This window comes from Harryflintia acetispora (assembly GCA_004340125.1).
Taxonomy (GTDB): Bacteria; Bacillota; Clostridia; order Oscillospirales; family Ruminococcaceae; genus Harryflintia; species Harryflintia acetispora.
In genome coordinates this window covers 1-24,094 of sequence record SLUK01000017.1, presented here as the reverse complement: position 1 = coordinate 24,094, position 24,094 = coordinate 1, and the positions used below count along the sequence as shown (strand labels likewise).

The window sequence follows — 24,094 nt, the reverse complement described above, 5'->3', positions numbered from 1 at the left end:
GCTTGACGGAGGAAGAAAAACAGTGGCTTGTCCGAATCGCGCATAAGTCCGAGCTGGCGAAAAGCCCGATCAGCCGGAGGGGCAAGAGGCGGTAACGGGATGGACGGGATTTCTATAAAGTGGTAGAATGTAAAGGGCACAGAAACTAGCCTTGGGCCAAAATGGAATGCGGCTTTGGGGAATAAGGTGAATGTGCAAAGTCCGAATTTAACGGGTAATCCTACGGTAAACGGATCCAAAATTGCCACAATAAAAGCTCCGACATGGCTTAAGTTAGCCCCGTCGTCTGGTTTTATAGCGACACATGGACCATATTATTGTAAAGATGGATGTGGTATTGTTTGGCTTATTGGCGTGTTGCGCCGAGAATCAGTTCCGCAAGCCGGTGAGGTCATGTTAATTTTGCCGGAAGGTTATCGGCCAGCCTTATTGCAACCGTTAATAATTACTGCCCACGCTGGCGTTGACGGCCCTTGGGCAACATACGCCTATATCAGCACCGATGGGAAATTGAAATTTCAAACTGGCTCTACACCATCCAATTGGTATTCAGGAGCCTATTTTGCATTTCAAGTATCTTTTCCGGCGTCTTAGAACATTAATGCGCGGCAACAAAAGAAAAACTAGTTTGTATTAGCCGGTGCTCTGTCCGAATTTCAGATGTTAAACTTGTTGTAAATTGTATAGAACCATTCGGTGCCACCCTAATTAAACCGTTTGAACGTATGCCAGTGGGGTCGTATCTATCCACTATTGCATACTGCAATATGTAACCTGAGGGTCGAAACCCTTCTGGCAGATTCCCTATCATTTCTTGGTTGGTAACTGTTCCAGTTATCCTTAGAGCTGACATGTTTACAATGACGATTCCCTCTTGGGTAATACAATAATATGAATGATAACCAGGAGCATTTTGGTAGTAAGGGTCATAAGGTATGTTGTAAAACTCGGGGAACATTTTATTCGCTTTATTCCCCTGGGACGCTTCGGCACCCCAGGGGAATAAAGCGAACAGAACATCACCTACAGAGTATAGTTTAGCTATGAGCACGGACTTCAGTGGTCCTGTAAAGTATTTTAAAACTGAGGATAGCGTAGTGACTGTTTACGGTTCTTTTCTCAAGTCGTCAGGCTTGATTCACGACGATATTATCGGTATCTTACCTGCGGGGTTTAGAATAAGTCAAACAGCAGAATATCCACTTGTAGCAATAAGCCCATATACAAGTTACTCTGTAATCTGCCTTTCAAATGGAAGCATTGTTTTTCGATCAAGTACAGGTAGTAGAATTTTATCACAGACCAGAGGCTATATCTGCATATCTTTTGTTGCAGCTCAATAAGCCACTAAATACAGTTATTTTGCTGCAGTAAACGAGGGCGATACAATCGCAATTTGTCTGCCAACTGTAAACCCTTGCGTAGGTGTTGTGTTTGCCAACACAATCTGTCCATTTGAATGTATATACCCGTACATAGAATCATTTTTATCAGACTGTAGGATTATGCTTTTTGAAGACGATGGTCTGAATCCCATCGGCAGTGTCCCTATTAACTGAGCAGCAGAAGGAGCAGCATTAAAGGAAAACACTCCATTCACTCCAACTTTTCCGCATCCATCCTTGAAATATTTAACGCTTTGTGCTGATACATTTGGCCCTAAAGGCAAGTCATACTCTTGCGGCGTCTCGGTAGTAGCTAACTGCTTCCAGCCTTTCCATAACGTGTCATAATATTGACCAACCCAAATCACATCTCCCAGATATGCATAATACTTTACAACTACTCTATAGTGCTCTTCTTTCACAATGCTCAGTGTTCCATATGCAGCAGGATAGATATCTGCGTTACCTGATGTTGCTGAATTAACAACACAATATAGCGTCGAATGAGTAACCATTGCATTTACAATTTTTTCAATAGTTTCTTCTCCGATGGTTATTTCAAGGTCACTCAAAGATGAGTAGAATGTCCACCGTCCGTTCACCTTATTCCCCAAAGACGTTTCGACTGCCTCAATTCTTTGATTGGCAGAGACCAGTTTTTCATCCATCAGCGCATTGTCGGAATTGAAGTCTTCCATTCGCGGTTTGTCTTCCAGAATCCACTGATTGAATCCAAGAGATGTTTTGTTTGTACTAGACATAATGTCCTCCTGTAATTAAAAATATTTTATAGATAGATAGCGATGTATCTGCTTTCTATCTACACCATAGAGCGAGTTACCTCTAAAATTACCTATAGGAGGTTAATTTTTAACACAAATCAAAATTATTTGGGATATTAAAGGCTGAAAGGATCGTAGCTAATGACAGGGAGGAATTTTATAAAACGTTCGTTTTAGTATTGCTAGAACCTGATGATACAGGCCAAACCGTTGAAAAAATTCGATACTACGAGCTCAACGAGGGAGAGCAGCTTCTTGAGGCTGTTGTTCCCTCAAATTATGTCCGGCCGCGGTGGGATGGTGAGGCATGGGTAAAGGGAGCGACCCCGGAAGAAATCGCTACATGGAAGCAGGCCGGGTGGAGGACACCTCAGTCACATATTGCGAATCTATTGTAGGTATTTTTTCGGAAATTTTTATATTTTGGTTGGAAACCCGGCCAAAAAACCGAGCGGGTTTATGGTCGTAAAGTGCCTCTAACCCGCATTCTCTCGTCAAAACTTTTGCTTTTAGGTTCGCAATATGTGACGAAGGCGAAGCCTCGCAAATCTTTTTGCACCCTGCTATACTGTAGAAAAAGTATGAAAAGGGGTAGAAAAATGGACGCAAAAAGTGAATTGTCAGAAGCATTATTCCAGCTGTTTCCCGGCGAAGAAAGCTCAGAAAAGATTTCATTAGTTTTAAAAGGCTATACCATTATCAGAGAAACAGAAAGCAGCCGTAGCAATCTTAATCGAAGAATTTCCTCCTTCCTGGGGCGAAAAGGATTGATGGCCTCTCCCAAAAGACGCTGAGAAACTACCGTTATACCTTGGATATCTTTGCTCAAATTGTTTGTAAGCATGTCTCCAAAATTACCACGGATGATATTCGTGAGTACATCTCAAAAATTAGTACAGAGCGGAATCTGAGGGACACCAGTCTACAGACTCATATCAATGTCCTGCGTTCATTCTTTTCCTGGCTGCATGGTGAAGGTATTATCCGGAGAAATCCGATGCTTAAGATTAAAAGCCTGAAACTCGATTTGGCCAAAGCGCGCCATGCGCTGACGGCCGAAGAACTGGAAAGAATGCGCGACGCCTGTCGAACCTATAAAGAGAAGGCATTGGTGGAGTTTTTTGTTTCCAGCGGCTGTCGATTGAGCGAAGCCGTAGGAATTAGGATTGATCAAATTAATTGGCGGGATCGCAGCGTCATGGTCCATGGAAAGGGCAACAAGGACCGGATGGTCTATTTCTCGGTGCGCACCAAGCTTATGCTGGAAGAATACCTGCGAAACCGCAAGGGAGGTACGGCATTATTCGCCAGCAGCCGTACACCCTACGATTCAATGGGCCCGCGGGCGATACAAAAGTTACTACAACAAATTGGAGAACGCGCCCATGAGGAACGCCGCGTCCATCCCCACCTGATGCGGCACACCTTTGCAACGAGCGCGCTCAACGCAGGAATGGATATAATGGTGATCCAACGCTTACTAGGCCACAACGACATCAAAACAACACAGATCTATGCCGAGCTTTCTCAAACCACGGTGCAGTACCAGTATGAACGATTGGTAGCGTAAATTAAAATTGGATATGTATTTTTCGCCTCGGGGTATCTCGGGGCTATTTGTCATACTTAAAAATCCATAGATCGAATGTCGATCAACTTCTGGGCCGGTCCGGCGAGGACCGCCCAAAGGCAGCAGAGCGTTAAGCGAGCTGCCGCTTGTAAAAAAATAAATGTGCCCCACGATGGGACACATTTATTTTGGGGGGATTGGGGAGCTCCCCAACGAAGCAAACATTTTGGCCCTCAGGGCCAAAATGGGTAAGTGTGTACACGCTTGCCCTGCCTGCCATCGCAACATCCCCCATAATAGCCGCTAAAAAAGTGAGCCGGGCAGATCATTTTTCTGCCCAGTCCTAGCATTCAGTTTTGTTTTTCTCTCGATAATACGAAACTATTCCACAAAAAAATTAAATAAATTTTTAATACAGGGTAGATTTTAGGGTTCCGAGTGCCCTATATAGTAGGACCTTGAAAACAGAATATCGGCAATCAAGCAAAAGCCTGTTGTAGCGAGCGACACATATGCAGACGCAAAGACCACCTGCGGGCCGGGCCCGTCAAAGCGATAACATCAAAGGTGCGAGCGGCATCCTGTGGCATGAATAGGGCCTGTGGTGGGCCTAAACCGCCAAGACCGCAACAAGGTATATCCGCCACAACATGCTCCCCTGTTCGGGGGGGATACTGCGATTGAGGACAAATCCCAACGGCGGTATTACGGGGCGCAAGGCCATGCGCCGCTTGATTGTCCCCCGTGCTGGGGGTGAGCAGTAGGGACGGTCCCGCCGTCTTGATAATGCAGCACATAGCAACCTTACCTACCCAGAAAGAAAAATGAAAGATTTGCCGCCCCACGTCGGCTTTTTTCGGCGTGGGGCGCATGGTGTTTCATTTTGCTGCATAGGTATGGGAACAAAGGAGGCTGGTGCTCAATGTATAGCATAAAGCAGTTGGATACCATGCAGCAGGTGGATTTGAAGCAGATTGACAAGGACAAGCTGGTTGACGCTCGTACAGTCCAGATCAACACGGACCTGCCAAAACATCAGCGCATGGATCATTACCTCTCACAGATCGGCAATCCTTATTGTTTCCGGGTAGGTGATACCGCTGTAAAGGTGGAGTTTTCGGATACAGATTCCACGTTGCAGCATACCCTTGCTAGGTTTCTATCCCGTAAAGCTGCGGAGCAACTTTTTTGACTGCATTTCCGCTTAGAGGTATAATATAAGTGGAAATATGGTTGGATTGGAGGTTAGAATGGCAAGGGTTAGCAGAACCCAAACAAATGTTATAAAAAAGCAAGTCAATGGGTGGAGGGTGGCTATATACATCCGTCTTTCAAGGGATGATGGTAACATTGAAAGCTACAGTGTTAAAAACCAACGCGAAATGTTATTGGACTATGTAGACAGGTGCGGCGAAGATATGGAAATTGTCGATATTTATATTGACGATGGATTTACGGGTACAGATTCCGACCGTGACGCGTTTCAGCGTATGCTTGACGATCTGAAACGTAAAAGAGCAAACTGCGTGATTATAAAAGACCTCTCTCGCCTGTCCAGAAACTATGTAGAGGCAGGACACTATATAGAAATGCTTTTCCCTATTCTTGATGTTCGGTTTATTTGTCTGGACCCAGAACTAGATAGCTTCAAGCACCCAGAAACGGTTAATTCCATGATGATTGCAATGCTCAATGTGTTCAATGAGGATTTTTGCCGCCAAACATCTGCTAAAGTTAGGAAAGTGTTTGATCTAAAGCGCCAGAAGGGAGAGTTTATTGGAGGTTTTGCACCTTATGGCTATCAAAAGGACCCTGAGAACAAAAACAAGTTATTGGTAGACGATGAAGCTGCTGATGTGGTAAGAAATATTTTTCAATGGTTTATGGATGGCATGTCTAAATATGGGATTTGCCAAAAACTAAACCGCTTAGGCGTCCTATGCCCGAGCCTATATAAGCAATCAAAGGGGCAGCAATATAAAAATCCTCATTCCAACGACAATCCGGTTTGGAGCGCACGTACCATTGATTCGATACTTCATAACCAGTCCTATATTGGTGATATGGTACAGGGCCGATATAGAATCAAAAGCTATAAAATACATACACAGATTTGTGTTCCGGCTGATGATTGGTTCATCGTCGAAGGAACGCATGAACCCATCGTTAGCGAAGAAGTTTTTGACACTGTGCAGAACCTTTTAAAGAGGGATACCCGTGTAGCACCCAAGCAAGATAAGATATATTTGTTTAGTGGATTCATGCGGTGCGCTGATTGTGGCCGGGCGATGAGACACCAGACCGTGAGAGGCAAGCACACCTATTATTTATGTCGGACTTATAAAGATCGAGGTAAGGAGCTGTGTACGAAGCATACGATCCGAGAAGATAATTTGTATTTGGCTGTTTTGACTGCGATACAGAAACAAGTTGCTATCGCAGTATCAATGGCTGATATGGTATCAGAGATTAACAAGGCCCCTACAGTCGAGAGGGATTCCAGAAGGTTAGTGGACGCAATAGAATGCAAGCAAAATGAGTTAAACAAGATAAAGCGATATAAAACCAATCTCTTCGGTTCTTTGCAGGATGGCGATATTACAAAAGAAGAATTTAGAGACATGAAAGCTGAATTCGATAAAAAATCCGAATCATTGCAAGAATCTATTGTTGCTCTTGAAAAGGAATACCAAAAGTCAATTTGCGGGGTCAATGAAAAGAACCAGTTTTTAGCTCACTTTATGAAGTATCAAAATATAACTGAGTTAAAGAGGGAAATACTTGCCAAGCTTATCGAGAACATATACGTTCAAGAGAATGGTAATATCGTTATTCGGTTTCGTTTCGCTGACGAGTATCGTTTGGCCGCAGAATTCATAGAAAACAATGAACGACTGCTTGCATGATAAATCAAGCAGGTTCGACAAAAAAGCGTTTTCCTTTTATGAATGGCCCCACCGGGCCCACGGGAGCTACTGGTTCTGCCGGCGCCACCGGGGTGACGGGCGCCACCGGCGCCACAGGTGCTACCGGAGCCGGCGGTGCAACTGGTGCTACCGGCGCAACCGGGGCCACAGGTGCCGCTGGAGCCGCTGGTGCGACCGGTGCCACAGGTGCGACCGGCGAAGCGGAGACCTTGAGCGTGCGTTACACCTCGACCGCCGACCCGGGGGTGCCCGCCCAGGTAATCGACACCACCGGCGGGCCGAACCATGTGCTTGACTTTGTTATTCCCCGCGGCGCGACCGGCTTGGCTGGCGCGACCGGTGCGACTGGCGAGGCAGGTGCAACAGGAGCCACGGGTACAGCTGGCGCGACCGGTGCAACCGGGGACCCGGGCCCGATCGGCCCGACCGGCGAGGCGGGTGCGACTGGAGCCACCGGTGCCACTGGGGCGACTGGCGCTACCGGAGCGACCGGAGATCCGGGCCCGACCGGTCCGACCGGCGCGACAGGTGAAGTTGGTGCCACGGGGGCTGTCGGTGCTACCGGAGCGACCGGAGAAACCGGCCCGATCGGCCCGACGGGGGAAACCGGTGCCACGGGGGCTGTCGGTGCTACCGGAGCGACCGGAGAAGCCGGCCCGACCGGGGCGACGGGGGAAACCGGCGCCACCGGAGCTGACGGCGCCACTGGAGCGACCGGGGAAACCGGAGAAACCGGCCCAACCGGGCCCACTGGGGAGGCCGCGACCATCACCATCGGGACGGTGACCACCGGGGACCCGGGCACCGATGCCGAGGTGACCAATTCCGGCACCCCGGAGAACGCGATCTTCGACTTCGTGATCCCGCGGGGCGAGCCCGGCGGCGGGGCGCCCGAGGTGCTGGCGACGGTCGACACCGCGCCCCAGCAGACGGCCGTCAACAGCCCCCTGGTCTTTACCGACAACCCCCTGATCTCCGGCGCGGCGATCAGCCACACAGCCGGGTCTTCCAGCGTACAGATCAACCTGCCGGGTATTTACCAGGTCATCTTCCACGGCACCATATCGGTCAATACCGGTACCCCCATCCCGTCGTCCTTACAGGTGAGCCTCAATCTGGATGGCGTTCCGGTTACCGGGGCGAGCGCACGGCATTCTTTCTCGTCCACCGACGAGGTCGCTACCATGTCCTTCGACCTCCCCATCCGGGTGACCAACACGGTGGCAAACCTGGAGGTCATCGCCGATCAGGATGGCTTTACCTTCGAGGACGTGGCCCTCACCGTCATCCGCCTGGGCGACGCAAGCTGACCACGACGCCCGATTCCATGTTAAAAGCCCGGCCCCGCATATGCGGGGCCGGGCTTTTAAGCTGCCGCCCACGCTGGAAAAGCGGGGCGGGGCGGGATCAGTGGTCGAAGGCGGCCAGGCGGGGACGGTTGGCGGTGGAATCCCACCGCCAGATGTTGGTGAAATCGAAGCCGGAAAAGCTCGATTGCTGGGCCATCTGCGCGGTGGACAGCGCGGTGCCGCCCGCGTTGCTGGCGGGGCCCACGTCGCCGTAGGACCCAATGGTGGCGTTGGCCCCTTTTCCACTCTGCCAGTAGTTGCCGCTCAATCCTCCGGTGCCCGTGCCCAAAAGATAGCCGAACAGGGCACCCACACCCCGCCAGATCGTGCCGCTTCCGATGCTCAGCGTCCCGTCGGAATAGCACTGTCTGATTTGCAGTGTCGAATGGGGCGGGTACCCGACCAAACCCCCGGCGTAACGGTACGGCCCACTCGCTGCCGTAAGCGAGCCGGAGAAGTAACATCCGGCCATATCGAGCGATACGTTGGGGGCGTGTCCCACCAGTCCACCCATTATGATGGAGGTACTGGTAGCGGTCACACGGACCGAAGCGGCGCTGTAACAGCTGCGCACAGTGAGGGATCCGTTTTGTGGAATCTGGGCGGCAAGCCCCCCGGCCCGTACCCCCAGAGTATCAATTTGGCAGGAGGCGTCGACGCCGAGATTTTGGATCGTCCCGGCCGCGAGGCCGAAGAGGCCCGCGTTTTCCTTGCTTCCGCTGATTTTCATATTGCGGATCACATGCCCGCCTCCGTCGTAGGTTCCGTCGAATGCGCTGTAGCCGTTCCCGCCGATTGGGGTCCAGTCCCCATAGGAGGACAGATCCAGGTCGCCCGTCTGCAAAAAGCTCTGACCGCCGGTGAGGTGCGCTTCATGGTTGAGATGCTGCAGCTGCGCGGGGGAGCATACCCGGTAGGGGTTCTGCGCGCTTCCGTCGCCGAGATAGAAGGCTCCCCCGGTCCCTTCGGGGCAGCCGCAGGTCGGCTTGGTGGTGAAGGTGACGCGCTTGGCGGCCGCTGAATCGAGGCCCACGCGCTGATCCCCGGGATGCGCAGTAATTTGCAGGGTGTACGCCGCGGGCCCGCTGGGGTCGTAGCACAGCGGCAGATATATGCTCTGCTCCCCGCCCGAGGCGGCCACCTCGGCGGTGACCAGCGGCGTGCCGGCCGCGTTCCCGGCTTCGAACACCTCGAAGGTATAGCGGTCGGCGCGGGGCGAGGGGGTGAAGGGAATCTCGATTCCGTAGCCGCTCTCGTAGCCGTCCCGCACCGTCACCGTTGCGGCCGCCGCCGGGGCGGCGAGCACCGGGAGCAGGGGGAAGCAGCAGAGCAGGGCGAGCGCACGGATGCCGGTTCGTTTCATGGGGAAGCCTCCTTTAGAATAAGAAAGACCGATAGAAATACTTTCTGTCGGTCTTGGATCCAGCGGGAGACCGGTCCAATTTGCCGGATTCCCTTGAAAAAGGTGACAAAATAGGATATAATTAGGACAAATCTGGAAGCGGCTGGAGAGCCGATATACAGGTTTTACCAATTTGAACGATTCGATGGCCCAAAGAAAGTATTTCTACGGGTCATTTTAATTTTAAGGATTTTTGCGGGCTTCAAAAAATAGTCATATTTACCTGCTATGCTACAAATAATAGAATGGAACATGAATGTGCAAAAGGAGGAAGAGTCAATGGCGTTACAGCATTGGACCGAAGAAACCTTCCAGCAGGCGGAGGAGCAGGGCGTCACAGCCCTGGTCGATTTCTATGCCGACTGGTGCGGCCCGTGCAAGATGCTCGGTCCCATCGTGGAGCAGCTTGCCGGCGAAATTACCGACGGGACCCTGATCGGCAAGGTGAATATCGACGAGAATCCGGCCGTCGCCCAGAAGTTTGGGGTGATGAGCATACCGACCGTGGTGGTGCTCAAAGACGGCAAGGAGGTTGCCCGCTCGGTGGGCTTCACCTCGAAGGACAAACTGGTTTCCCTGCTCGCGCAGGCAAAATAGCAGGCAATTCCCGGTAGGGAAGCCCGCCCGGGGCTTTCGGCAAGATGACGGCGGGGAAAGGCTCCGCCCACGGGATCGGATCTTTTCATGAGTATAAGCAAAACGGCGGGGAATAACCCGCCGTTTTGCATTTTCAGGGTTAAAACGGGGGACGGGGGCATATAGATGAGGGTAGGACCCAGCTGTCTTGGGGACATGTAAGGGGCGCGGCAATTAAAGGCGAATACGCGCCCTTGGGGATAACGTTCGGGGTTGGAGGTTTCACTATGCTTTTGATGTCCTTTCGTCTGAATAAACGCCTGCTGTCCATTTTGTGCAGCGCGGCGGGAATCCTGGTGCTTGCGGTGGCGGTGATGGGGGTGCTCTCCCAGCGCCGCGCCGAAGTCCCGGTCTCGATCAGCAGCAGCGGCGCGGTGGTCAAGAATTATACCGTCGCCACCAACCAGGAGCGGCTGAACTTCATCGCCCAGTTCGGCTGGGAGGTGGAGGAGGAGCCCTGCGAGATCATGGATGTGGTCGTGCCCAAGGAGTTCGACGAGGTCTATGAGAATTACAATGAAATCCAGAAGTCGCAGGGCCTGGACCTGAGCCGATACCGGGGAAAGCAGGTCAAACGGTACACCTACCGGGTCGTCAATTACCCCGACTGCGGCGACGAGGTGCGCCTCAATCTCCTGGTGGCCGAAAGCAAGGTGGTCGGCGGCGACGTATGCTCCCTGGCGCTCGACGGCTTCATGCACGGCCTGCGTTACGACGGCTGAACGGGCCCGCCTGCACAATGGTGCGGGCGGTTTCTTTTTGCTCGAAAATTTATGCAAAATGGTTTGAATATACAAAGAGAATATGCTAAAATAAAGCAATAGCGGTATGCAAACAGGTGCATAATTATCATATCCGCACGGGAGGAGGGGAGCCGTGGCGCTGTATTTCGGGATCGACACCAGCAACTACACCACCTCGGCGGCGCTCCTGTCGGGGACGGGCGCCCTCGTCCAGCATAAGAGGCTGCTCCCGGTGCGGGAGGGCCAGCTCGGGCTGCGCCAGAGCGACGCGGTTTTCGAGCACACCCGCCAGCTCCCCGAGATGATCGAGGCCTGCTTTGGCGAGCGGCGGGCGCCGCTCACGGCGGTGGGCGCTTCGGTGAGGCCCCGGGACGCCGAGGGCTCCTACATGCCCTGCTTCCTTTGCGGGTCGGGCGCCGCGCGCATACTGGGCGCGGCCTTTGGCGTCCCGGTCTATTCCTTCTCCCACCAGGCCGGGCATGTCGCGGCGGCGCTCTATTCGTCCGGACGGCTCGATTTGATGGAAAAAAGATTCATCTGCTTTCATTTTTCGGGCGGCACCACCGACTGCCTGCTCGTTTCGCCGGGGGAGCCGCTGCGAATCGAACTCGCGGCCACCTCGCTGGACCTCAAAGCCGGACAGGCCGTCGACCGGGTGGGCAAAATGCTCGGGCTTGGCTTCCCGGCGGGGCCGAAGCTCAGCGAGCTGGCCCTGCGCTTCGGGGAGCCGAAGGCGCTGCGCCCCGTCTTCAAGGGGGAGGACGCCAGCCTGTCGGGGGTCGAAAACCAGTGCGCCGCGCTGCTGCAAAGGGGCGCGCCGCCCGAGGAGGTCGCCGCGCACTGCCTCTCGTATATCCTGGCGGTGGCGCGCCGCATGGCAGAAAACGCCCGCCTTCGCTTCGGCGACCTGCCGGTGGTCTACGCGGGCGGGGTGATGTCCAGCCTCTTCCTGCGCCCGGTACTGGAGCGTGAGGGCGGCGCCTTCGCCGCGCCCGAATTCTCCTCGGACAACGCCGCGGGGATCGCGGTGCTCACCCGCTTTTGGCACGAGAGGAAAGGGATCGCATGAACACGACCATCACCGTCTCCCAGCTCAACCGCTACGTCAAGGCGCGGCTGGATGAGGATTACCGGCTGCAGGACCTCCTGCTGTCGGGGGAGATTTCCAATTTTAATAACCACTACCGCTCGGGGCACTTCTACTTCGTGCTCAAGGACAAGGACGCGGCCGTCCACGCGGTGATGTTCCGCTCCAACGCGCAGTCGCTGCGCTTCCTGCCCGCGGACGGGATGAAGGTGGTGGTGCGCTGCTCGGTTTCGCTCTACGAGCGGGACGGCAGCTACCAGGTCTACGTGCGGGAGATGTTCCCGGACGGGGCCGGGGCGCTGTATCTCGCCTTCGAGCAGCTCAAGGCGAAGCTCTCGAAGGAGGGGCTCTTTGACGAGGCGCGCAAGAGGGAGCTGCCGCGCTATCCGCAGACGGTCGGGATCGTCACCTCCCCGACCGGCGCTGCGGTGCAGGATATGATCAATATCCTCTCAAGGCGCTGGCCGCTGTGCGAGGTGCGCTTCGCCCCGGCCACCGTGCAGGGGGACGGGGCCGCCGGCTCGATCATCGCGGCGCTACGCGCCCTGACCGGCGAGGGGAAAAGCGAGCTGATCATCGTCGGGCGGGGCGGGGGCTCCTTCGAGGATCTCTTCTGCTTCAACGACGAGGCCCTCGCCCGGGAGATCTACCGTTGCCCGGTGCCGGTCATCTCGGCGGTGGGCCACGAGACCGATTACACCATCTGCGACTTTGTCGCCGACCTGCGCGCGCCCACCCCCTCGGCGGCCGCCGAGCTGGCGGTTCCCGACGTGCGGGAGGTCTGCTTTTTACTGGGGAACCTGGAGGCGTCGATGGGCGACACGCTCGGGCGCAAGCTCAAAGGATACGAGTCCCGGCTGCAAAACGCGGCGGCGCTCGCACATTCCCACGCGCCGATGGCGCGGCTGCGGGAGGCCCAGCAGCGCGTCGATTCGCTCGGGGAGCGGCTGCGCGCGCAGATGGCGCAGCAGCTGCGGCTGCGGTGGGAGCGCCTGCATGCGCAGGGCGCGCTGATCGAGTCCCTTTCGCCCATGCGCACCCTCGCGCGCGGCTACAGCGTGTTAAAAAAGGAAGGGGAGGGCGTGCGTTCAGTGTCGCAGGTGCGGCGCGGCGATGCGCTGACCGCCTTTTTGGCGGACGGGCAGCTCTCGCTGACGGTGGAGGAAATCAAGAAAACGAAGGCCCGCACAGGGCTTGGAGGATAAGCAGATGGCCGAAAAAATTTCCTTCGAGCAGGCGCTCGAGAAGCTGGAGGGCTATGCGCAGGCCCTCTCCTCGCCCGACGTCAGCCTGGACGAGAGCATCAAAATTTATGGCGAGAGCGTCAAGCTGATCGCCCAGTGCCAGAAGATGATCGAGCGCGCCAAGCTCAGGATCGAGCAGGTTGAAGCGGCGCAAAAAGAGGAGGAAGCGTAAATTGTCTTATGATTTTATGAGCGTGCAGCAGCGCTATATTGAGCAAATCGAGGCGGCCCTTGAGGGGGCCATCGGCAGCGAGGAGGAGACCCTTTACGGGGTGGTGCAGGAGGCCATGCGCTACAGCACCCTCGGCGGCGGCAAGCGGCTGCGCGGGATGCTCTGCCTGGAGCTTTGCCGCCTCGGCTGCGGCGAATATGAGCGGGCCGTCCCCTTCGCCGCGGCGATCGAGATGATCCACGCCTATTCCCTGATCCACGACGACCTGCCCTGCATGGACAACGACGAGCTGCGCCGGGGCAAGCCGTCCTGCCATGTGCGCTTCGGCGAGGCGAACGCGCTGCTCGCCGGTGATGCGTTGCTCACCCGCGCCTTCGAGTACGCGCTGCGCGAGTGCGACTATGCCGCCATGGGCTACGAGCGCGGGGTGCGCGGCGCGCTCACCCTGGCACAGTGCGCCGGGCTCGACGGGATGATCGGCGGGCAGGCGATCGATCTGCGCTTCGAGAACACCCGCCAGATGACCCCCGAGGTGCTGGGCACCCTGCACGCGCTCAAGACCGGCGCGCTGATCCGGGCGGCCTGCCTGATGGGCGGGATCGCCGGCGGGATGGACGAGGGGCAGCTCGAGCTCTGCGAAAAATATGCCGCCCAGATCGGGCTGGCCTTCCAGATCATGGACGACATCCTGGACGTGACGGCCACCAGCGAGGAGCTGGGCAAGCCGGTGGGGAGCGACCGCTCGAGCGGGAAGACGACCTATGTGGTGCTCTACGGGGTCGAGGAATCCCGCAAGATGGCGCAGGAGTGCGTGCAGGAGGCCAAAAAGTGTCTGCACGATCTGCACATCGAGGAGCCGTTCTTATACGACGTGGCCGAGATGGTGATCAGCCGCACCCACTAAAGCGCGGCTTTTAAATGTTTTTTGCCCTTCGGGGCGGATCAAAGGACAAGGCCGCCGGCGGCGGTATGGAGGTTTGCATGGAAGCAATACGGATGCTGACCAGCAATTATCTGATCAATGTGGGCGCTCTCTCCTGGCTGATCGCCCAGGTGCTCAAGACGCTACTGACCTATCTGACCTCGGGGAGATGGAACTTCGAGCGGCTCTTCGGCGCGGGCGGGATGCCAAGCTCCCACTCGGCGCTGGTGTGCAGCCTCGCCATCGGCATGGCGCGCAAGGTGGGCTTTTCCTCCCCCGAGTTTGCGCTGTCGCTGGCCTTCGCCGCGGTGGTGATGTACGACGCGATGGGGGTGCGCCGCTCGGCCGGGGAACAGGCCAAGGTGATTAACAAGCTGGTCTTCGGCTTCAAGTTCCTGGACGTCAGCGGCGCGCAGGAGGAGGACGAAACCCGCCTGCCCAACCCGGACCAGAAGAAGCTCAAGGAATTCCTGGGCCACACGCCGCTCGAGGTGCTCGGCGGCGCGCTGCTCGGAATCCTGATTGCAATGATCGTTCCGGTCAATTAACAAGGCTGGCCCTGCCCAAGGACCCCGAATGAGGGAGGCTGTCATGCAGCAGTATGCGCTTTTAGATAAAATCAATTCCCCACAGGACGTTAAAAGACTGGATGCGAGGCAGCTTCCGGTCCTGGCCGGGGAGATCCGCCACAAGCTGATCACCACCGTGTCCCGCACCGGAGGCCACTTGGCCTCCAATTTGGGGGTGGTCGAGCTGACCATCGCGCTGCACCGGGTGTTTAGCTGCCCAAAGGACCGGATCGTCTTCGACGTGGGGCATCAGTGCTATACCCATAAGCTCCTGACCGGGCGGCGGGAGCGCTTTTCCACCCTGCGCCAGAGCGGGGGGCTCTCCGGCTTCCCCAAGCGGGGCGAGAGCGAATACGACGCCTTCATCGCCGGGCATTCGAGTACCTCGATCTCGGCGGCCATCGGGCTGGCGCGGGCAAAGCGCCTGCGGGGCGAGGAGGGCAAGGCGATCGCCGTGATCGGCGACGGGGCGTTTGCCGGCGTCGCCTTCGAGGCGCTGAGCAACGTCGACGAGACCCTTTCCAACCTGGTGGTCATCCTCAACGACAACGAGATGTCCATCTCCAAAAACGTCTCGGCCTTTGCGCACCACCTGGCCAAGATCCGCAATACCAAGGGGTATTTCGAGCTCAAAAGCGGGGTGGAGCGCACCCTGGGAGCCATCCCGCTCGTCGGGCGCGGGATGGTCGGGGGGCTGTCGGCCATCAAGGGCGCGGCCAAAAACATGCTTTATAACTCCAACCTCTTTGAGGACATGGGGTTTACCTATCTCGGCCCGGTCGAGGGGCATAACCTGCCCCAGCTCTGCGCCGTCTTCGAGCGGGCGCGGCAGATGGACGAGCCGGTGCTCATCCATGTGCACACCCAGAAGGGGAAGGGCTACAAGCAGGCCGAGGAAAATCCCGGCGCCTTCCACGGGGTATCGAAGTTCGACCCGCGCAAGGAGCAGCAAAACGATATGCCGGCCGACTCGTTCAGCGAGCAGATGGGGCTGCACCTCACCGAGCTGGGGGAGCGGGACAGCCGGATCGTGGCCATCACGGCGGCGATGAAGTACGCCACGGGGCTGCACCACTTCTCCACCCGCTTTCGGGACGAGGGGCGTTTTTACGATGTGGGGATCGCCGAGAGCCATGCGGTGGTCTTCGGCGCGGCGCTGGGGGTTGGGGGGATGCTCCCCTTCTTCGCGGTCTATTCCTCCTTCCTGCAGCGGGCCTACGACCAGCTGCTGCACGACTGCTGCCTGGAGCGGGTGCACCTCGTGCTGGGGGTGGACCGCGCGGGGCTGGTCGGGGAGGACGGCGAGACCCACCAAGGGCTCTTCGACGTACCTTTTCTTTGCAGCCTGCCCAGCTGCGCCATCTATTCCCCCGCCACCTATGACGGGCTGCGCCGCTGCATCAGCCGCGCGCTCTATGAGGAGGAGGGGCTTTGCGCCGTGCGCTACCCGCGCGGGCGGCAGACGCTGGTGCTGCCGGACAATGCAAAGGACTGTGGGGACTACTACGAGATCCCCCCAAAGGGGGAGGAGCAGGGGCTGCTCATCACCTATGGGCGGGTGGCGGCCAACGCCCTTGGGGCGCTCGGGATAGCGGGCCGCGCTTACCGGGTGCTGCTGCTTGAAAAAATCTGGCCGCTGCCGCGCGAGGTGCTGGATAGTGCGCGGGCGGCCGGCAAAATCGTGATGATCGAGGAGAGCGCCGCGAGCGGCTCGCTCGGCGAGCATCTGCTCGCCGCACTGGCCAAAACGGGCTGGAAGGGCGATTTCTGCCACCGGGCGATTGAAAACCCGGTGGTCGCGCAGGGCACCGTCGAGCAGTGTATGCAGGCGGTGGGACTGGACGGGGAAACCTTAGCCAAAATCCTTTGACGGAGGGCTTCGATGAAGGAAAGACTGGACGTGCTGCTGTGCAGCCAGAACCTCGCCCCCTCGCGGGAGGCGGCCAAGCGCCTGATCATGGCCGGGGCGGTCTACGTGGACGGGCAGAAGTGCGACAAGGCCGGGATGAGCGTCTTAACCGACGCGCCCATCGAGGTGCGTTCATCCGGCGAGCGTTATGTCAGCCGGGGCGGCTATAAGCTGGAGCGCGCGATGGAATGCTTCCCAATCTCGCTGCAGGGTGCGGTCTGCATGGACATCGGCGCCTCGACCGGCGGCTTCACCGACTGCATGCTGCAAAACGGCGCCAAAGAGGTCTATGCGGTGGACGTGGGCTACGGGCAGCTCGCCTGGAAGCTGCGGGAGGATGAGCGGGTGCACAATCTCGAGCGCACCAACATCCGCTATGTTACAGAGGAGCAGATCCCGGAGCCGGTCGATTTTATCAGTATAGACGTTTCGTTCATCTCGCTGACGCTGGTGCTGCCGGTGGCGCTGCGGCTGCTGCGCGAGGGCGGGCAGCTGGTGGCGCTGATCAAGCCCCAGTTCGAGGCCGGCCGCGAAAAGGTCGGCAAGAAGGGCGTGGTGCGCGATAAAGGCGTCCACCGCGAGGTGGTGGAGCGGGTCGTGTCCTTCGCCCTCTCGCAGGGCTTTTCGCTCGGGGGGCTGACCCATTCGCCCATCAAGGGCCCGCAGGGGAACATCGAATACCTCGCCTGGCTCAAAAAGGGCGGGGAGGGGACCGCGGTGAGTGAACAGGAGATCGCCGCGCTCATCGAGCGTTCCCACCAAGAGCTGGACCGATAGGAGGGTTTGCGGTGAAGATACTGATCGTCCCCAATCTGCGCAAGGACGGGGCCGCCGGGCACACCCGCGAGGTGATCCGCCGTTTTATCGAGCTCGGGTGCGAGGTCACGCTGGGGGAGCAGTTTTCCTATATCTTTGAAAATTCGGGCGCGCGCTTCGGCAATTATAGTACCGAGCTATCAAGGGCCGATATGATCGTCGCCATCGGCGGGGACGGCACCATCATCCACTCGGCCAAGGACGCGGTCACCGCCGATAAGCCGATCCTGGGGGTCAACCTCGGGCGGCTGGGCTTTTTGGCCCAGCTCGAGCTGCAGGACCTCGGGCTGCTCGGCGAGATCGTGGCGGGCAACTACCGCACCGAGGAGCGGATGATGGTCAAGGCCACCCGGGTGCTGCCCGATTCGCGGCGGGAGCGCTACTATGCCTTAAACGACATCGTGCTCTCCAAGGGGGCCCTCTCGCGGATGGTGGACCTGGACGTGCGCTGCCAAAACGAGATGGTGGGCGCCTTTCGCGCCGACGGGCTGATCTTCGCCACCCCCACCGGCTCGACCGCCTATTCGATGTCGGCGGGCGGGCCGATCGTGGACCCGGCGATCGATTCGATCGTGATGACCCCCATCTGCCCGCATGCGCTCGGCTCCCGGCCGCTGATATTCGCACCCGAAAAGGTGCTGTCGGTCAACCAGCGGATCGTCAACTACACCGACAAGCTCTACATGACCATCGACGGCGAGCAGGCGGTCATGATCAACCCGGAGGATAAAATCGAGATCAAGCGCTCCACCCGGCGGGTCAAGCTGGTGGCGCTGGACCGGCGCAACTTCTACGAAATTCTCAGCGATAAGCTCAGCTCCCGGGGCTGACCCCAAATAAACGGCAACAGGAAGGAGAAACATTCATGTCCAAGTTCAAGCGGCACGCCAAGATCATGGAAATCATCTCGGAGAACCGCATCTACACCCAGGAGCAGCTGCTCGAAAAGCTGCACCAGGCCGGGTTTTCCGTCACCCAGGCCACCGTCTCGCGGGATATCCGGGAGCTGCGGCTGGTCAAGGTGCAGATGTCCGACGGGGGCTACTGCTATTCCGGGGCCAAGGCGCAGGACTCGCACATCTCCTTCCGGTTCCATGCTATCTTCAAGGAGGCGGTCTCCAAGATCGACTGCGCCCAGAACCTGATCGTCATCAAGTGCTACACCGGGATGGCCAATGCGGCGTGCGCCGCGCTGGACACCATCGAGTGGCAGGGCTCGGTCGGCACCATCGCCGGGGACGACACCATCCTGATCATCATGCGGGACAGCGAGTCGGCCGCCGCGCTGGTGGACGAGCTTTACCAGCTGCTCAGCCGCAGCAAGGCGTAAATCCGAAAAGCGGGAAGGGCGTGGAAACGTGCTCAGAAATCTATACATCGAAAACCTCGCGGTGATCAGCCGCGCCGAGATCGAGCTGTGTGAAGGCTTCAATGTCTTTACCGGCGAGACGGGCGCGGGCAAGACCATCCTAATGGGCGCCATCGGGGCGGTGCTGGGCAGCCGCACCTCGCGCGACCTGATCCGCAGCGGAGAGCAGCGTGCGGTGGTCACCGCCCTGTTTGACTCCCTCTCCCCCCAGACGCTGGCGGTGCTCGACGAGTTCGGCTATGCCCCCGAGGAGGACGGCACCCTGCTCGTCTCCCGCACCATCCGTCCCGATTCGACCGACTGCCGGGTGGGCGGGCGGCCCGCCACCGTCACGGTGCTGAAAGCCCTGGCGGCGACGCTGGTGGACCTGCACGGGCAGCACGACAACACCCGGTTGCTCTCGCCGGAATACCACCTCTCGCTGATCGACCGCTTCGGGGCGCTGGGCGGGCAGCTGGCGGATTATCAGGAGAGCTACCGCGCGCTCGGGAAGATCAAGGAGGAGCTCGACGCGCTCGAGATGGACGAGGGGGAGAAGGCCAGAAGGATCGACCTTTTGGAGTACCAGATCGGGGAGATCGAGAAAGCCGCGCCGGTCTCCGGCGAGGAGGAGGAGCTTTCCGAGCGCCGCGAGGTGCTGCGCAACGCCGAGAAGATTGCGGCCTCGCTGGGGGCCGCGCGGGAGCTCATCAGCCCCGAATATGCCGAGGGGCCGGGGCTCCAGGAGCAGCTGGGCGCTCTGCTCGAGGAGCTCGGCGCCGCCGGGCGGTATCTGCCGGGCCTCCAGGAGCCGGCCGAGCGGCTGCAGGAGGTCTACTACGAGCTGCAGGAGCTGCACGGCGAGCTGGGGAGCGAGCTGGAAGCGGTGGAGTTTAGCCCCCGCGCGCTGGACGAGCTGGAGGCGCGCCTCGACCTGCTGCACGGGCTCAAGGTAAAGTACGGCGGCTCGGTCGAGGAGGTGCTCGCCTTCTGCGCGCGCGCTCAGGAGGAGCTGGATTCGATCGTGCGCAGCGACGAGCGCCGCGCGGCCCTTTCGCAGAGCTATACGAAAGCGCTGGCAAGGGCGCAAAAACTGGCCAAGGAGCTCTCGCAGGCGCGCGCCGCGGCCGGTAAGGCCTTCGTTGTGGCGGTGGAGGAGCAGCTGCGCTTTCTGGATATGCCCTCGGTGCGCCTCACCGTCTCGCAGGAGGAGCGCCCGCTGGGGCCGATGGGGGCCGATTCGATCGAGCTGCTGATCTCCCCGAACCCGGGGGAGCCGCCGAAGCCGGTGCAGAAGATCGCCTCGGGCGGCGAGATTTCACGGATCATGCTCTCGATCAAGAACACCTTGAGCGCGGGCGAGGAGGGGGTCACCTCCATCTTCGACGAGGTGGACGCCGGGGTGAGCGGCCGGGCGGCCGACAAGATCGGCCTTAAGCTCGCGGCGGTGGCGAAGGGGAGGCAGGTGCTCTGCGTCACCCATCTGGCGCAGGTGGCGGCCTATGCCGACCGGCACCTGCTGATCCGCAAGGAGACCGAGGACGGACGCACCTTCACGAAGGTGGCGCTGCTCGAGGGGGAGGCCCAGGCCGGCGAGTTGGCAAGGATCATCAGCGGGGACGCGGTGACCGGGGCGGCGCGTCAAAACGCACAGGAGATGCTTTGTGCCGCGCGGGAAAAAAAGGCTGAAAACTAAGGCCGGTTAAATTTTTCTACCTAAAAATGACCGTTAGCATTGCTAGCTAACGGTCATTTCTTATCGTCATATTCCAATTTCGGAAGCATTTTCTTTCGGTTGCTTCCGAACTTGTCCTAATTATATCCTGTTTTACCACCTTTTTCAAGGGAATCCGGCATTTTTCCCGCCCTTCCCGCCGGCCGCTGCCCCCAAGCTAGCAATACTAGCGGTCTTATTTGGAGGGTGGATCGCATGAGTAAACGACGGGCTTTTGCGGCGGCGCTGGTCCTTTGCCTGCTGCCGGCCGTCCCGGTCCGGGCGGCGGAGAGCGGTGTGACGGTAACGGTGCAGGATGGCTACTCCTGCGACTACGGGGTGGACGTCCCCTTCACGCACTCGGAGCGCACCGGCAGCTATACCTTCGCCCTCTACCCGGGCGAGGCCGTGAGCGGCGCGCCCGAGGTGACGGCCGCGGTGGAGATCACCGCGGCAAAACAGGTAAACGTGCACCTTCCGCTGCGCTATGATCTTGCCGGGCCGAGCACCTGGACGCTGCAGGTCACCGCCCACGTCGCACCGGGCCGGGAGGCCTTTGACCGGGAGGGCAGATCGACCAGTACTTTTACCACCGCGCCCACCTGCGGCTGCCCCGCCGGGACGGCGGGGGCCTATTATGTGGGAAGCGGGACGGCTGCCTCCCCCTACCGGATCGGTAGTCAGGCCCAGCTCGCCCACATGCAGAGCCACCTTGGAGCCAGCCTCCGCTTGGAAAACGATCTGGTCCTGAGCGGCAGCTGGATCTCGGTGGGGACCTTCACCGGGGTCTTCGACGGAGGCGGGCACATCATCAGCGGCCTTCGCTCCACTACCGGCGGATTGTTCAGTGTTGTCAGCGGGTCGGACGCACGGGTGAAAAATGTTACCATAAACCAGCCAGTGATCAGCGCCTCCTACTATATGCAGGCGCCGAACAAAACGCACAACTATGCTGCGGGAGGCATTGTCAACCGGCTTTCGTCCGGCGCGCAGCTTCTGGACTGCACCGTGAGCGGGGCCGACATCATCGTCGACGGGGCAAACAGTTCCTACGGCGAGACCTTCAGCACCGTCGGCGCGGTTGCCGGTTGGGCGGAATATTCCAGCCTCCTGCGCTGCAAGGCGGTGGGCGGGACGGTTGCGGGCACATCGAAGAGCCAGACCTATCTGGGCGGAATTGTGGGACTGAGCTATGATTGCACTTTTGCCGAATGCCTCTCCTCGGCGGGTTTTGGTGCCAGTACGGGTCCGAACGGGATTGCCACAGGTGGTATTGTCGGCGCTGAATATTATGCCTCCACCCTCAATATCTTTCAAAACTGCCACTGGACCAACCCGGCCGGGGCGATCGGCTGGGGCTTAGGGGGCGGTTTGAACGTCGTCCCCAATACTGATGAGAGCTTCGGCAATTCCCAGGTTTCCTCGATCGGGTGACCAGGCTCCCTCAACCGGGGAAACCATGCTTGACAAATCGAAACGGGTGGGGTATACTGGCTCTCGTAAATGTTCATACCAAAAGGCTGAGAAGAAAAGAAGTAGTCCCCAGTGCCGAATTTTCAGAGAGTGCGCGGTCGGTGCAAGCGCATAAAGGAGGCGGGGATGAATACATTTCGGAGCCGCCGTCTGAAAAAGAGTAGGACCGTGCCGGGTGCGCCCGTTAAAGCGCGGGGGTATGTCAGTACCCATGAGGTTCTTACCGCCTGCTGAAACCACTGGGGGCGGGGAACAAATAGAGGTGGTACCGCGAGTTTATTCGCCCTCTGCTCGAACGAAAGTCCGGGCAGGGGGCTTTTCCATTTTGATGCGATAAAGCGTCCGGCTCCGGGAAAACCAGAAACAGGAAAGGAACAAGAGCATGAAGATTTTTGAAGAACTGGAGCGGCGCGGCCTGATCGCGCAGATGACCCATCCCGAACTGATCCAGCAGCGGCTGGACAATGAACAGGTGACCTTCTACGTCGGCTACGACGCCACCGCCGACAGCCTGCATGTCGGACACTTTTTGCAGCTGATCACCATGGCGCGCCTCCAAAGGGCGGGCCACACCCCCATCGTGCTGCTGGGTACCGGCACCACCATGGTGGGCGACCCCACCGGAAAGACCGACATGCGCAAGATGTTAACGGTCGAGCAGATCGACCACAACGCCATGTGCTTCCAGCGCCAGATGTCCAAATTCCTCGACTTCGGCGAGCCGGGCGAGCCGGGCAAGGCGTTCATCGCCCGCAACGGGGACTGGCTCAAGAAGCTCAACTACATCGAGTTTCTGCGGGACGTGGGGGTGCATTTCTCGGTCAACAAAATGCTCACCGCCGAGTGCTTCCGCTCGCGCATGGAGAAGGGCCTTTCCTTCCTCGAATTCAACTACATGCTCATGCAGAGCTACGACTTCCTGCACCTCTACCGCACCTATAACTGCAAGATGGAGCTGGGCGGGGACGACCAGTGGTCGAACATCATCGGCGGCGTGGAGCTGGTGCGCCGGGCCGAGGGGCAGGAGGTCAGCGGCATGACCTTCACCCTGCTGACCACCAAGGAAGGCAAGAAGATGGGCAAGACCGAGAACGGCGCGGTCTGGCTCGATCCCGAAAAGACCAGTCCTTACGAGTTCTTCCAGTACTGGCGCAACATCGACGATGCGGACGTTGTCAAGTGCCTCAAGCTCCTGACATTCCTGCCCATCGAGGAGATCGAGGCGATGGAGAGCTGGGAGGGCGCGCAGCTGAATAAGGCCAAGGAAATCCTCGCCCACGAGGTGACCGCCATGGTGCACTCCAAGGAAGAGGCGGATAAGGCGCTCGAAGCGTCCAAGGCGCTCTTTTCTCAGGGGACCGACAGCGCGCACATGCCCACCACCGAGATTGAAGCCAGCAGCTTCCAGGACGGCAAGCTGCCGGTGCTTGATTTGCTGCTGGCCTGCGGGCTGGTCCCCTCCAAGGGGGAGGGCCGCAGGCTCATCCAGCAGGGGGGCTGCACCATTGCCGAGCAGAAGGTCACCGATGCGAACGCCATGATCAGCGAAGAGGACTTTGCCGGCGGCGCTCTGATCATCAAAAAGGGCAAGAAGGTCTTCCACAAGGCTGTGCTGAAAAAATAAAAGAGAAATGCGCCCCGGCCGCAAGGCCGGGGCACTTTTTTGAGAGTACAAAAGACCGTTAGTATAGGTTACTAACGGTCGTCTTTTTGCTGTTTTCTAAAAGGAGCGGCAGGTTTTTAACCCGCCCCTTCCGAATTTATCCTAATTATATCCTGTTCTGGAACGGATTTCAAGTCGAAACGGCTTTTTTCGCCGAATCCCTCACAATGGAAGACCGGAAGCAACCTATGCTACAGGTCTTTTTTGAGGAGGACGAAAGCATGAAAAGAAAGCTGTTAGCCATCATCCTGGCCGCACTGGCACTCTGTATGCTGGGCGGCTTTACGCTGGGGGGAAGGGGGGCGCGCAGCATTCCTGCGGGAATGCTGCTATCGGCTGACGCCGATGGCGCGTCTCACGGGGGGAATCATCCCCCCGTGGGC

General features: G+C 58.1%; 22 protein-coding genes and 1 other annotated feature. Of the genes, 19 read left to right on the top strand and 3 right to left on the bottom strand.

Annotated features, from left to right (window positions below):
• Positions 1-248, bottom strand: a 248-nt coding sequence (locus EDD78_RS14120) for a hypothetical protein (protein WP_207668686.1), incomplete at its 3' end; no start/stop codon positions are given.
• A gap of 1,109 nt (positions 249-1,357) precedes the next feature.
• The gene (locus tag EDD78_RS13695; RefSeq protein ID WP_132085312.1) at positions 1,358-2,146 is read right to left on the bottom strand and encodes a hypothetical protein; all 789 of its coding nucleotides are present in this window, start codon (positions 2,144-2,146) and stop codon (positions 1,358-1,360) included.
• A 620-nt stretch (positions 2,147-2,766) separates the two neighbouring features.
• Between EDD78_RS13695 and EDD78_RS13690 the strand changes: the two genes are divergently transcribed.
• From EDD78_RS13690 to EDD78_RS14235, 5 genes are all read left to right on the top strand, one after another.
• Entirely contained in the window at positions 2,767-2,961 is a 195-nt protein-coding gene (locus tag EDD78_RS13690; RefSeq protein ID WP_132085311.1) for a hypothetical protein, read from the top strand.
• Between the two features lie 17 nt (positions 2,962-2,978).
• On the top strand, positions 2,979-3,737 hold the full coding sequence (locus EDD78_RS13685) for a tyrosine-type recombinase/integrase (protein WP_132085310.1): 759 nt from the start codon (positions 2,979-2,981) through the stop codon (positions 3,735-3,737).
• A 922-nt stretch (positions 3,738-4,659) separates the two neighbouring features.
• Positions 4,660-4,929, top strand: coding sequence for a DUF6870 family protein (locus EDD78_RS13680; protein ID WP_132085309.1), 270 nt, complete (start codon positions 4,660-4,662; stop codon positions 4,927-4,929).
• 58 nt (positions 4,930-4,987) lie between these two features.
• Positions 4,988-6,643 carry a recombinase family protein gene (locus tag EDD78_RS13675; protein WP_132085308.1) on the top strand — a complete coding sequence of 552 codons (1,656 nt, stop codon included), beginning with the start codon at positions 4,988-4,990 and terminating at the stop codon, positions 6,641-6,643.
• A gap of 803 nt (positions 6,644-7,446) precedes the next feature.
• Positions 7,447-7,974, top strand: a complete 528-nt coding sequence (locus tag EDD78_RS14235) for a hypothetical protein (protein ID WP_286170915.1) — start codon at positions 7,447-7,449, stop codon at positions 7,972-7,974.
• 97 nt (positions 7,975-8,071) lie between these two features.
• On the opposite strand, the gene EDD78_RS13665 is transcribed toward EDD78_RS14235, so the two are convergent.
• Positions 8,072-9,376, bottom strand: coding sequence for a hypothetical protein (locus EDD78_RS13665; protein WP_132085306.1), 1,305 nt, complete (start codon positions 9,374-9,376; stop codon positions 8,072-8,074).
• A gap of 318 nt (positions 9,377-9,694) precedes the next feature.
• Between EDD78_RS13665 and trxA the strand changes: the two genes are divergently transcribed.
• From trxA to tyrS, 14 genes are all read left to right on the top strand, one after another.
• Entirely contained in the window at positions 9,695-10,012 is a 318-nt protein-coding gene (gene trxA / locus EDD78_RS13660) for a thioredoxin (RefSeq protein WP_132085305.1), read from the top strand.
• A gap of 266 nt (positions 10,013-10,278) precedes the next feature.
• A complete protein-coding gene (locus tag EDD78_RS13655) occupies positions 10,279-10,773 on the top strand; it encodes a DUF4830 domain-containing protein (protein WP_079698710.1) in 495 nt (164 codons plus the stop codon).
• 154 nt (positions 10,774-10,927) lie between these two features.
• Entirely contained in the window at positions 10,928-11,863 is a 936-nt protein-coding gene (locus EDD78_RS13650; RefSeq protein ID WP_132085304.1) for a tRNA (adenosine(37)-N6)-threonylcarbamoyltransferase complex transferase subunit TsaD, read from the top strand.
• Entirely contained in the window at positions 11,860-13,086 is a 1,227-nt protein-coding gene (gene xseA, locus EDD78_RS13645; protein WP_132085303.1) for an exodeoxyribonuclease VII large subunit, read from the top strand. Before EDD78_RS13650 ends, xseA begins: the two co-directional genes overlap by 4 nt.
• Before the next feature lie 4 nt (positions 13,087-13,090).
• The gene (gene xseB, locus EDD78_RS13640) at positions 13,091-13,297 is read left to right on the top strand and encodes an exodeoxyribonuclease VII small subunit (protein WP_132085302.1); all 207 of its coding nucleotides are present in this window, start codon (positions 13,091-13,093) and stop codon (positions 13,295-13,297) included.
• 1 nt (position 13,298) lies between these two features.
• Positions 13,299-14,201 carry a polyprenyl synthetase family protein gene (locus tag EDD78_RS13635; RefSeq protein ID WP_132085301.1) on the top strand — a complete coding sequence of 301 codons (903 nt, stop codon included), beginning with the start codon at positions 13,299-13,301 and terminating at the stop codon, positions 14,199-14,201.
• Between the two features lie 77 nt (positions 14,202-14,278).
• The gene (locus EDD78_RS13630) at positions 14,279-14,767 is read left to right on the top strand and encodes a divergent PAP2 family protein (protein WP_079700392.1); all 489 of its coding nucleotides are present in this window, start codon (positions 14,279-14,281) and stop codon (positions 14,765-14,767) included.
• 43 nt (positions 14,768-14,810) lie between these two features.
• On the top strand, positions 14,811-16,658 hold the full coding sequence (gene dxs / locus EDD78_RS13625) for a 1-deoxy-D-xylulose-5-phosphate synthase (RefSeq protein WP_286170914.1): 1,848 nt from the start codon (positions 14,811-14,813) through the stop codon (positions 16,656-16,658).
• Positions 16,659-16,670: 12 nt separating this feature from the next.
• A complete protein-coding gene (locus tag EDD78_RS13620; RefSeq protein ID WP_132085299.1) occupies positions 16,671-17,474 on the top strand; it encodes a TlyA family RNA methyltransferase in 804 nt (267 codons plus the stop codon).
• 11 nt (positions 17,475-17,485) lie between these two features.
• Positions 17,486-18,343, top strand: a complete 858-nt coding sequence (locus EDD78_RS13615) for an NAD(+)/NADH kinase (RefSeq protein ID WP_079698716.1) — start codon at positions 17,486-17,488, stop codon at positions 18,341-18,343.
• A gap of 35 nt (positions 18,344-18,378) precedes the next feature.
• Positions 18,379-18,843, top strand: coding sequence for an arginine repressor (argR, locus tag EDD78_RS13610; protein WP_079698717.1), 465 nt, complete (start codon positions 18,379-18,381; stop codon positions 18,841-18,843).
• 28 nt (positions 18,844-18,871) lie between these two features.
• Entirely contained in the window at positions 18,872-20,557 is a 1,686-nt protein-coding gene (recN, locus tag EDD78_RS13605; RefSeq protein ID WP_132085298.1) for a DNA repair protein RecN, read from the top strand.
• Positions 20,558-20,791: 234 nt separating this feature from the next.
• Complete coding sequence (locus tag EDD78_RS13600) at positions 20,792-22,009, top strand: hypothetical protein (protein WP_132085297.1); 1,218 nt, start codon at positions 20,792-20,794, stop codon at positions 22,007-22,009.
• 79 nt (positions 22,010-22,088) lie between these two features.
• Positions 22,089-22,339 (top strand) — a binding site (T-box leader).
• A gap of 91 nt (positions 22,340-22,430) precedes the next feature.
• Positions 22,431-23,672: a tyrosine--tRNA ligase gene (gene tyrS / locus EDD78_RS13595; RefSeq protein ID WP_132085296.1), complete on the top strand. Its 1,242-nt coding sequence runs from the start codon at positions 22,431-22,433 to the stop codon at positions 23,670-23,672.
• Positions 23,673-24,094: the final 422 nt, after the last annotated feature.

Coding starts and splice junctions, on each gene's coding strand:
- EDD78_RS13655 (WP_079698710.1), top strand. CDS start 10,279: ATGCTTTTGATGTCCTTTCGTCTGAATAAACGCCTGCTGTCCATTTTG.
- dxs (WP_286170914.1), top strand. CDS start 14,811: ATGCAGCAGTATGCGCTTTTAGATAAAATCAATTCCCCACAGGACGTT.
- xseB (WP_132085302.1), top strand. CDS start 13,091: ATGGCCGAAAAAATTTCCTTCGAGCAGGCGCTCGAGAAGCTGGAGGGC.
- xseA (WP_132085303.1), top strand. CDS start 11,860: ATGAACACGACCATCACCGTCTCCCAGCTCAACCGCTACGTCAAGGCG.
- EDD78_RS13630 (WP_079700392.1), top strand. CDS start 14,279: ATGGAAGCAATACGGATGCTGACCAGCAATTATCTGATCAATGTGGGC.
- argR (WP_079698717.1), top strand. CDS start 18,379: ATGTCCAAGTTCAAGCGGCACGCCAAGATCATGGAAATCATCTCGGAG.
- tyrS (WP_132085296.1), top strand. CDS start 22,431: ATGAAGATTTTTGAAGAACTGGAGCGGCGCGGCCTGATCGCGCAGATG.
- EDD78_RS13695 (WP_132085312.1), bottom strand. CDS start 2,146: ATGTCTAGTACAAACAAAACATCTCTTGGATTCAATCAGTGGATTCTG.
- EDD78_RS13600 (WP_132085297.1), top strand. CDS start 20,792: ATGAGTAAACGACGGGCTTTTGCGGCGGCGCTGGTCCTTTGCCTGCTG.
- EDD78_RS13620 (WP_132085299.1), top strand. CDS start 16,671: ATGAAGGAAAGACTGGACGTGCTGCTGTGCAGCCAGAACCTCGCCCCC.
- EDD78_RS13665 (WP_132085306.1), bottom strand. CDS start 9,376: ATGAAACGAACCGGCATCCGTGCGCTCGCCCTGCTCTGCTGCTTCCCC.
- EDD78_RS13675 (WP_132085308.1), top strand. CDS start 4,988: ATGGCAAGGGTTAGCAGAACCCAAACAAATGTTATAAAAAAGCAAGTC.
- EDD78_RS13690 (WP_132085311.1), top strand. CDS start 2,767: ATGGACGCAAAAAGTGAATTGTCAGAAGCATTATTCCAGCTGTTTCCC.
- trxA (WP_132085305.1), top strand. CDS start 9,695: ATGGCGTTACAGCATTGGACCGAAGAAACCTTCCAGCAGGCGGAGGAG.
- EDD78_RS13680 (WP_132085309.1), top strand. CDS start 4,660: ATGTATAGCATAAAGCAGTTGGATACCATGCAGCAGGTGGATTTGAAG.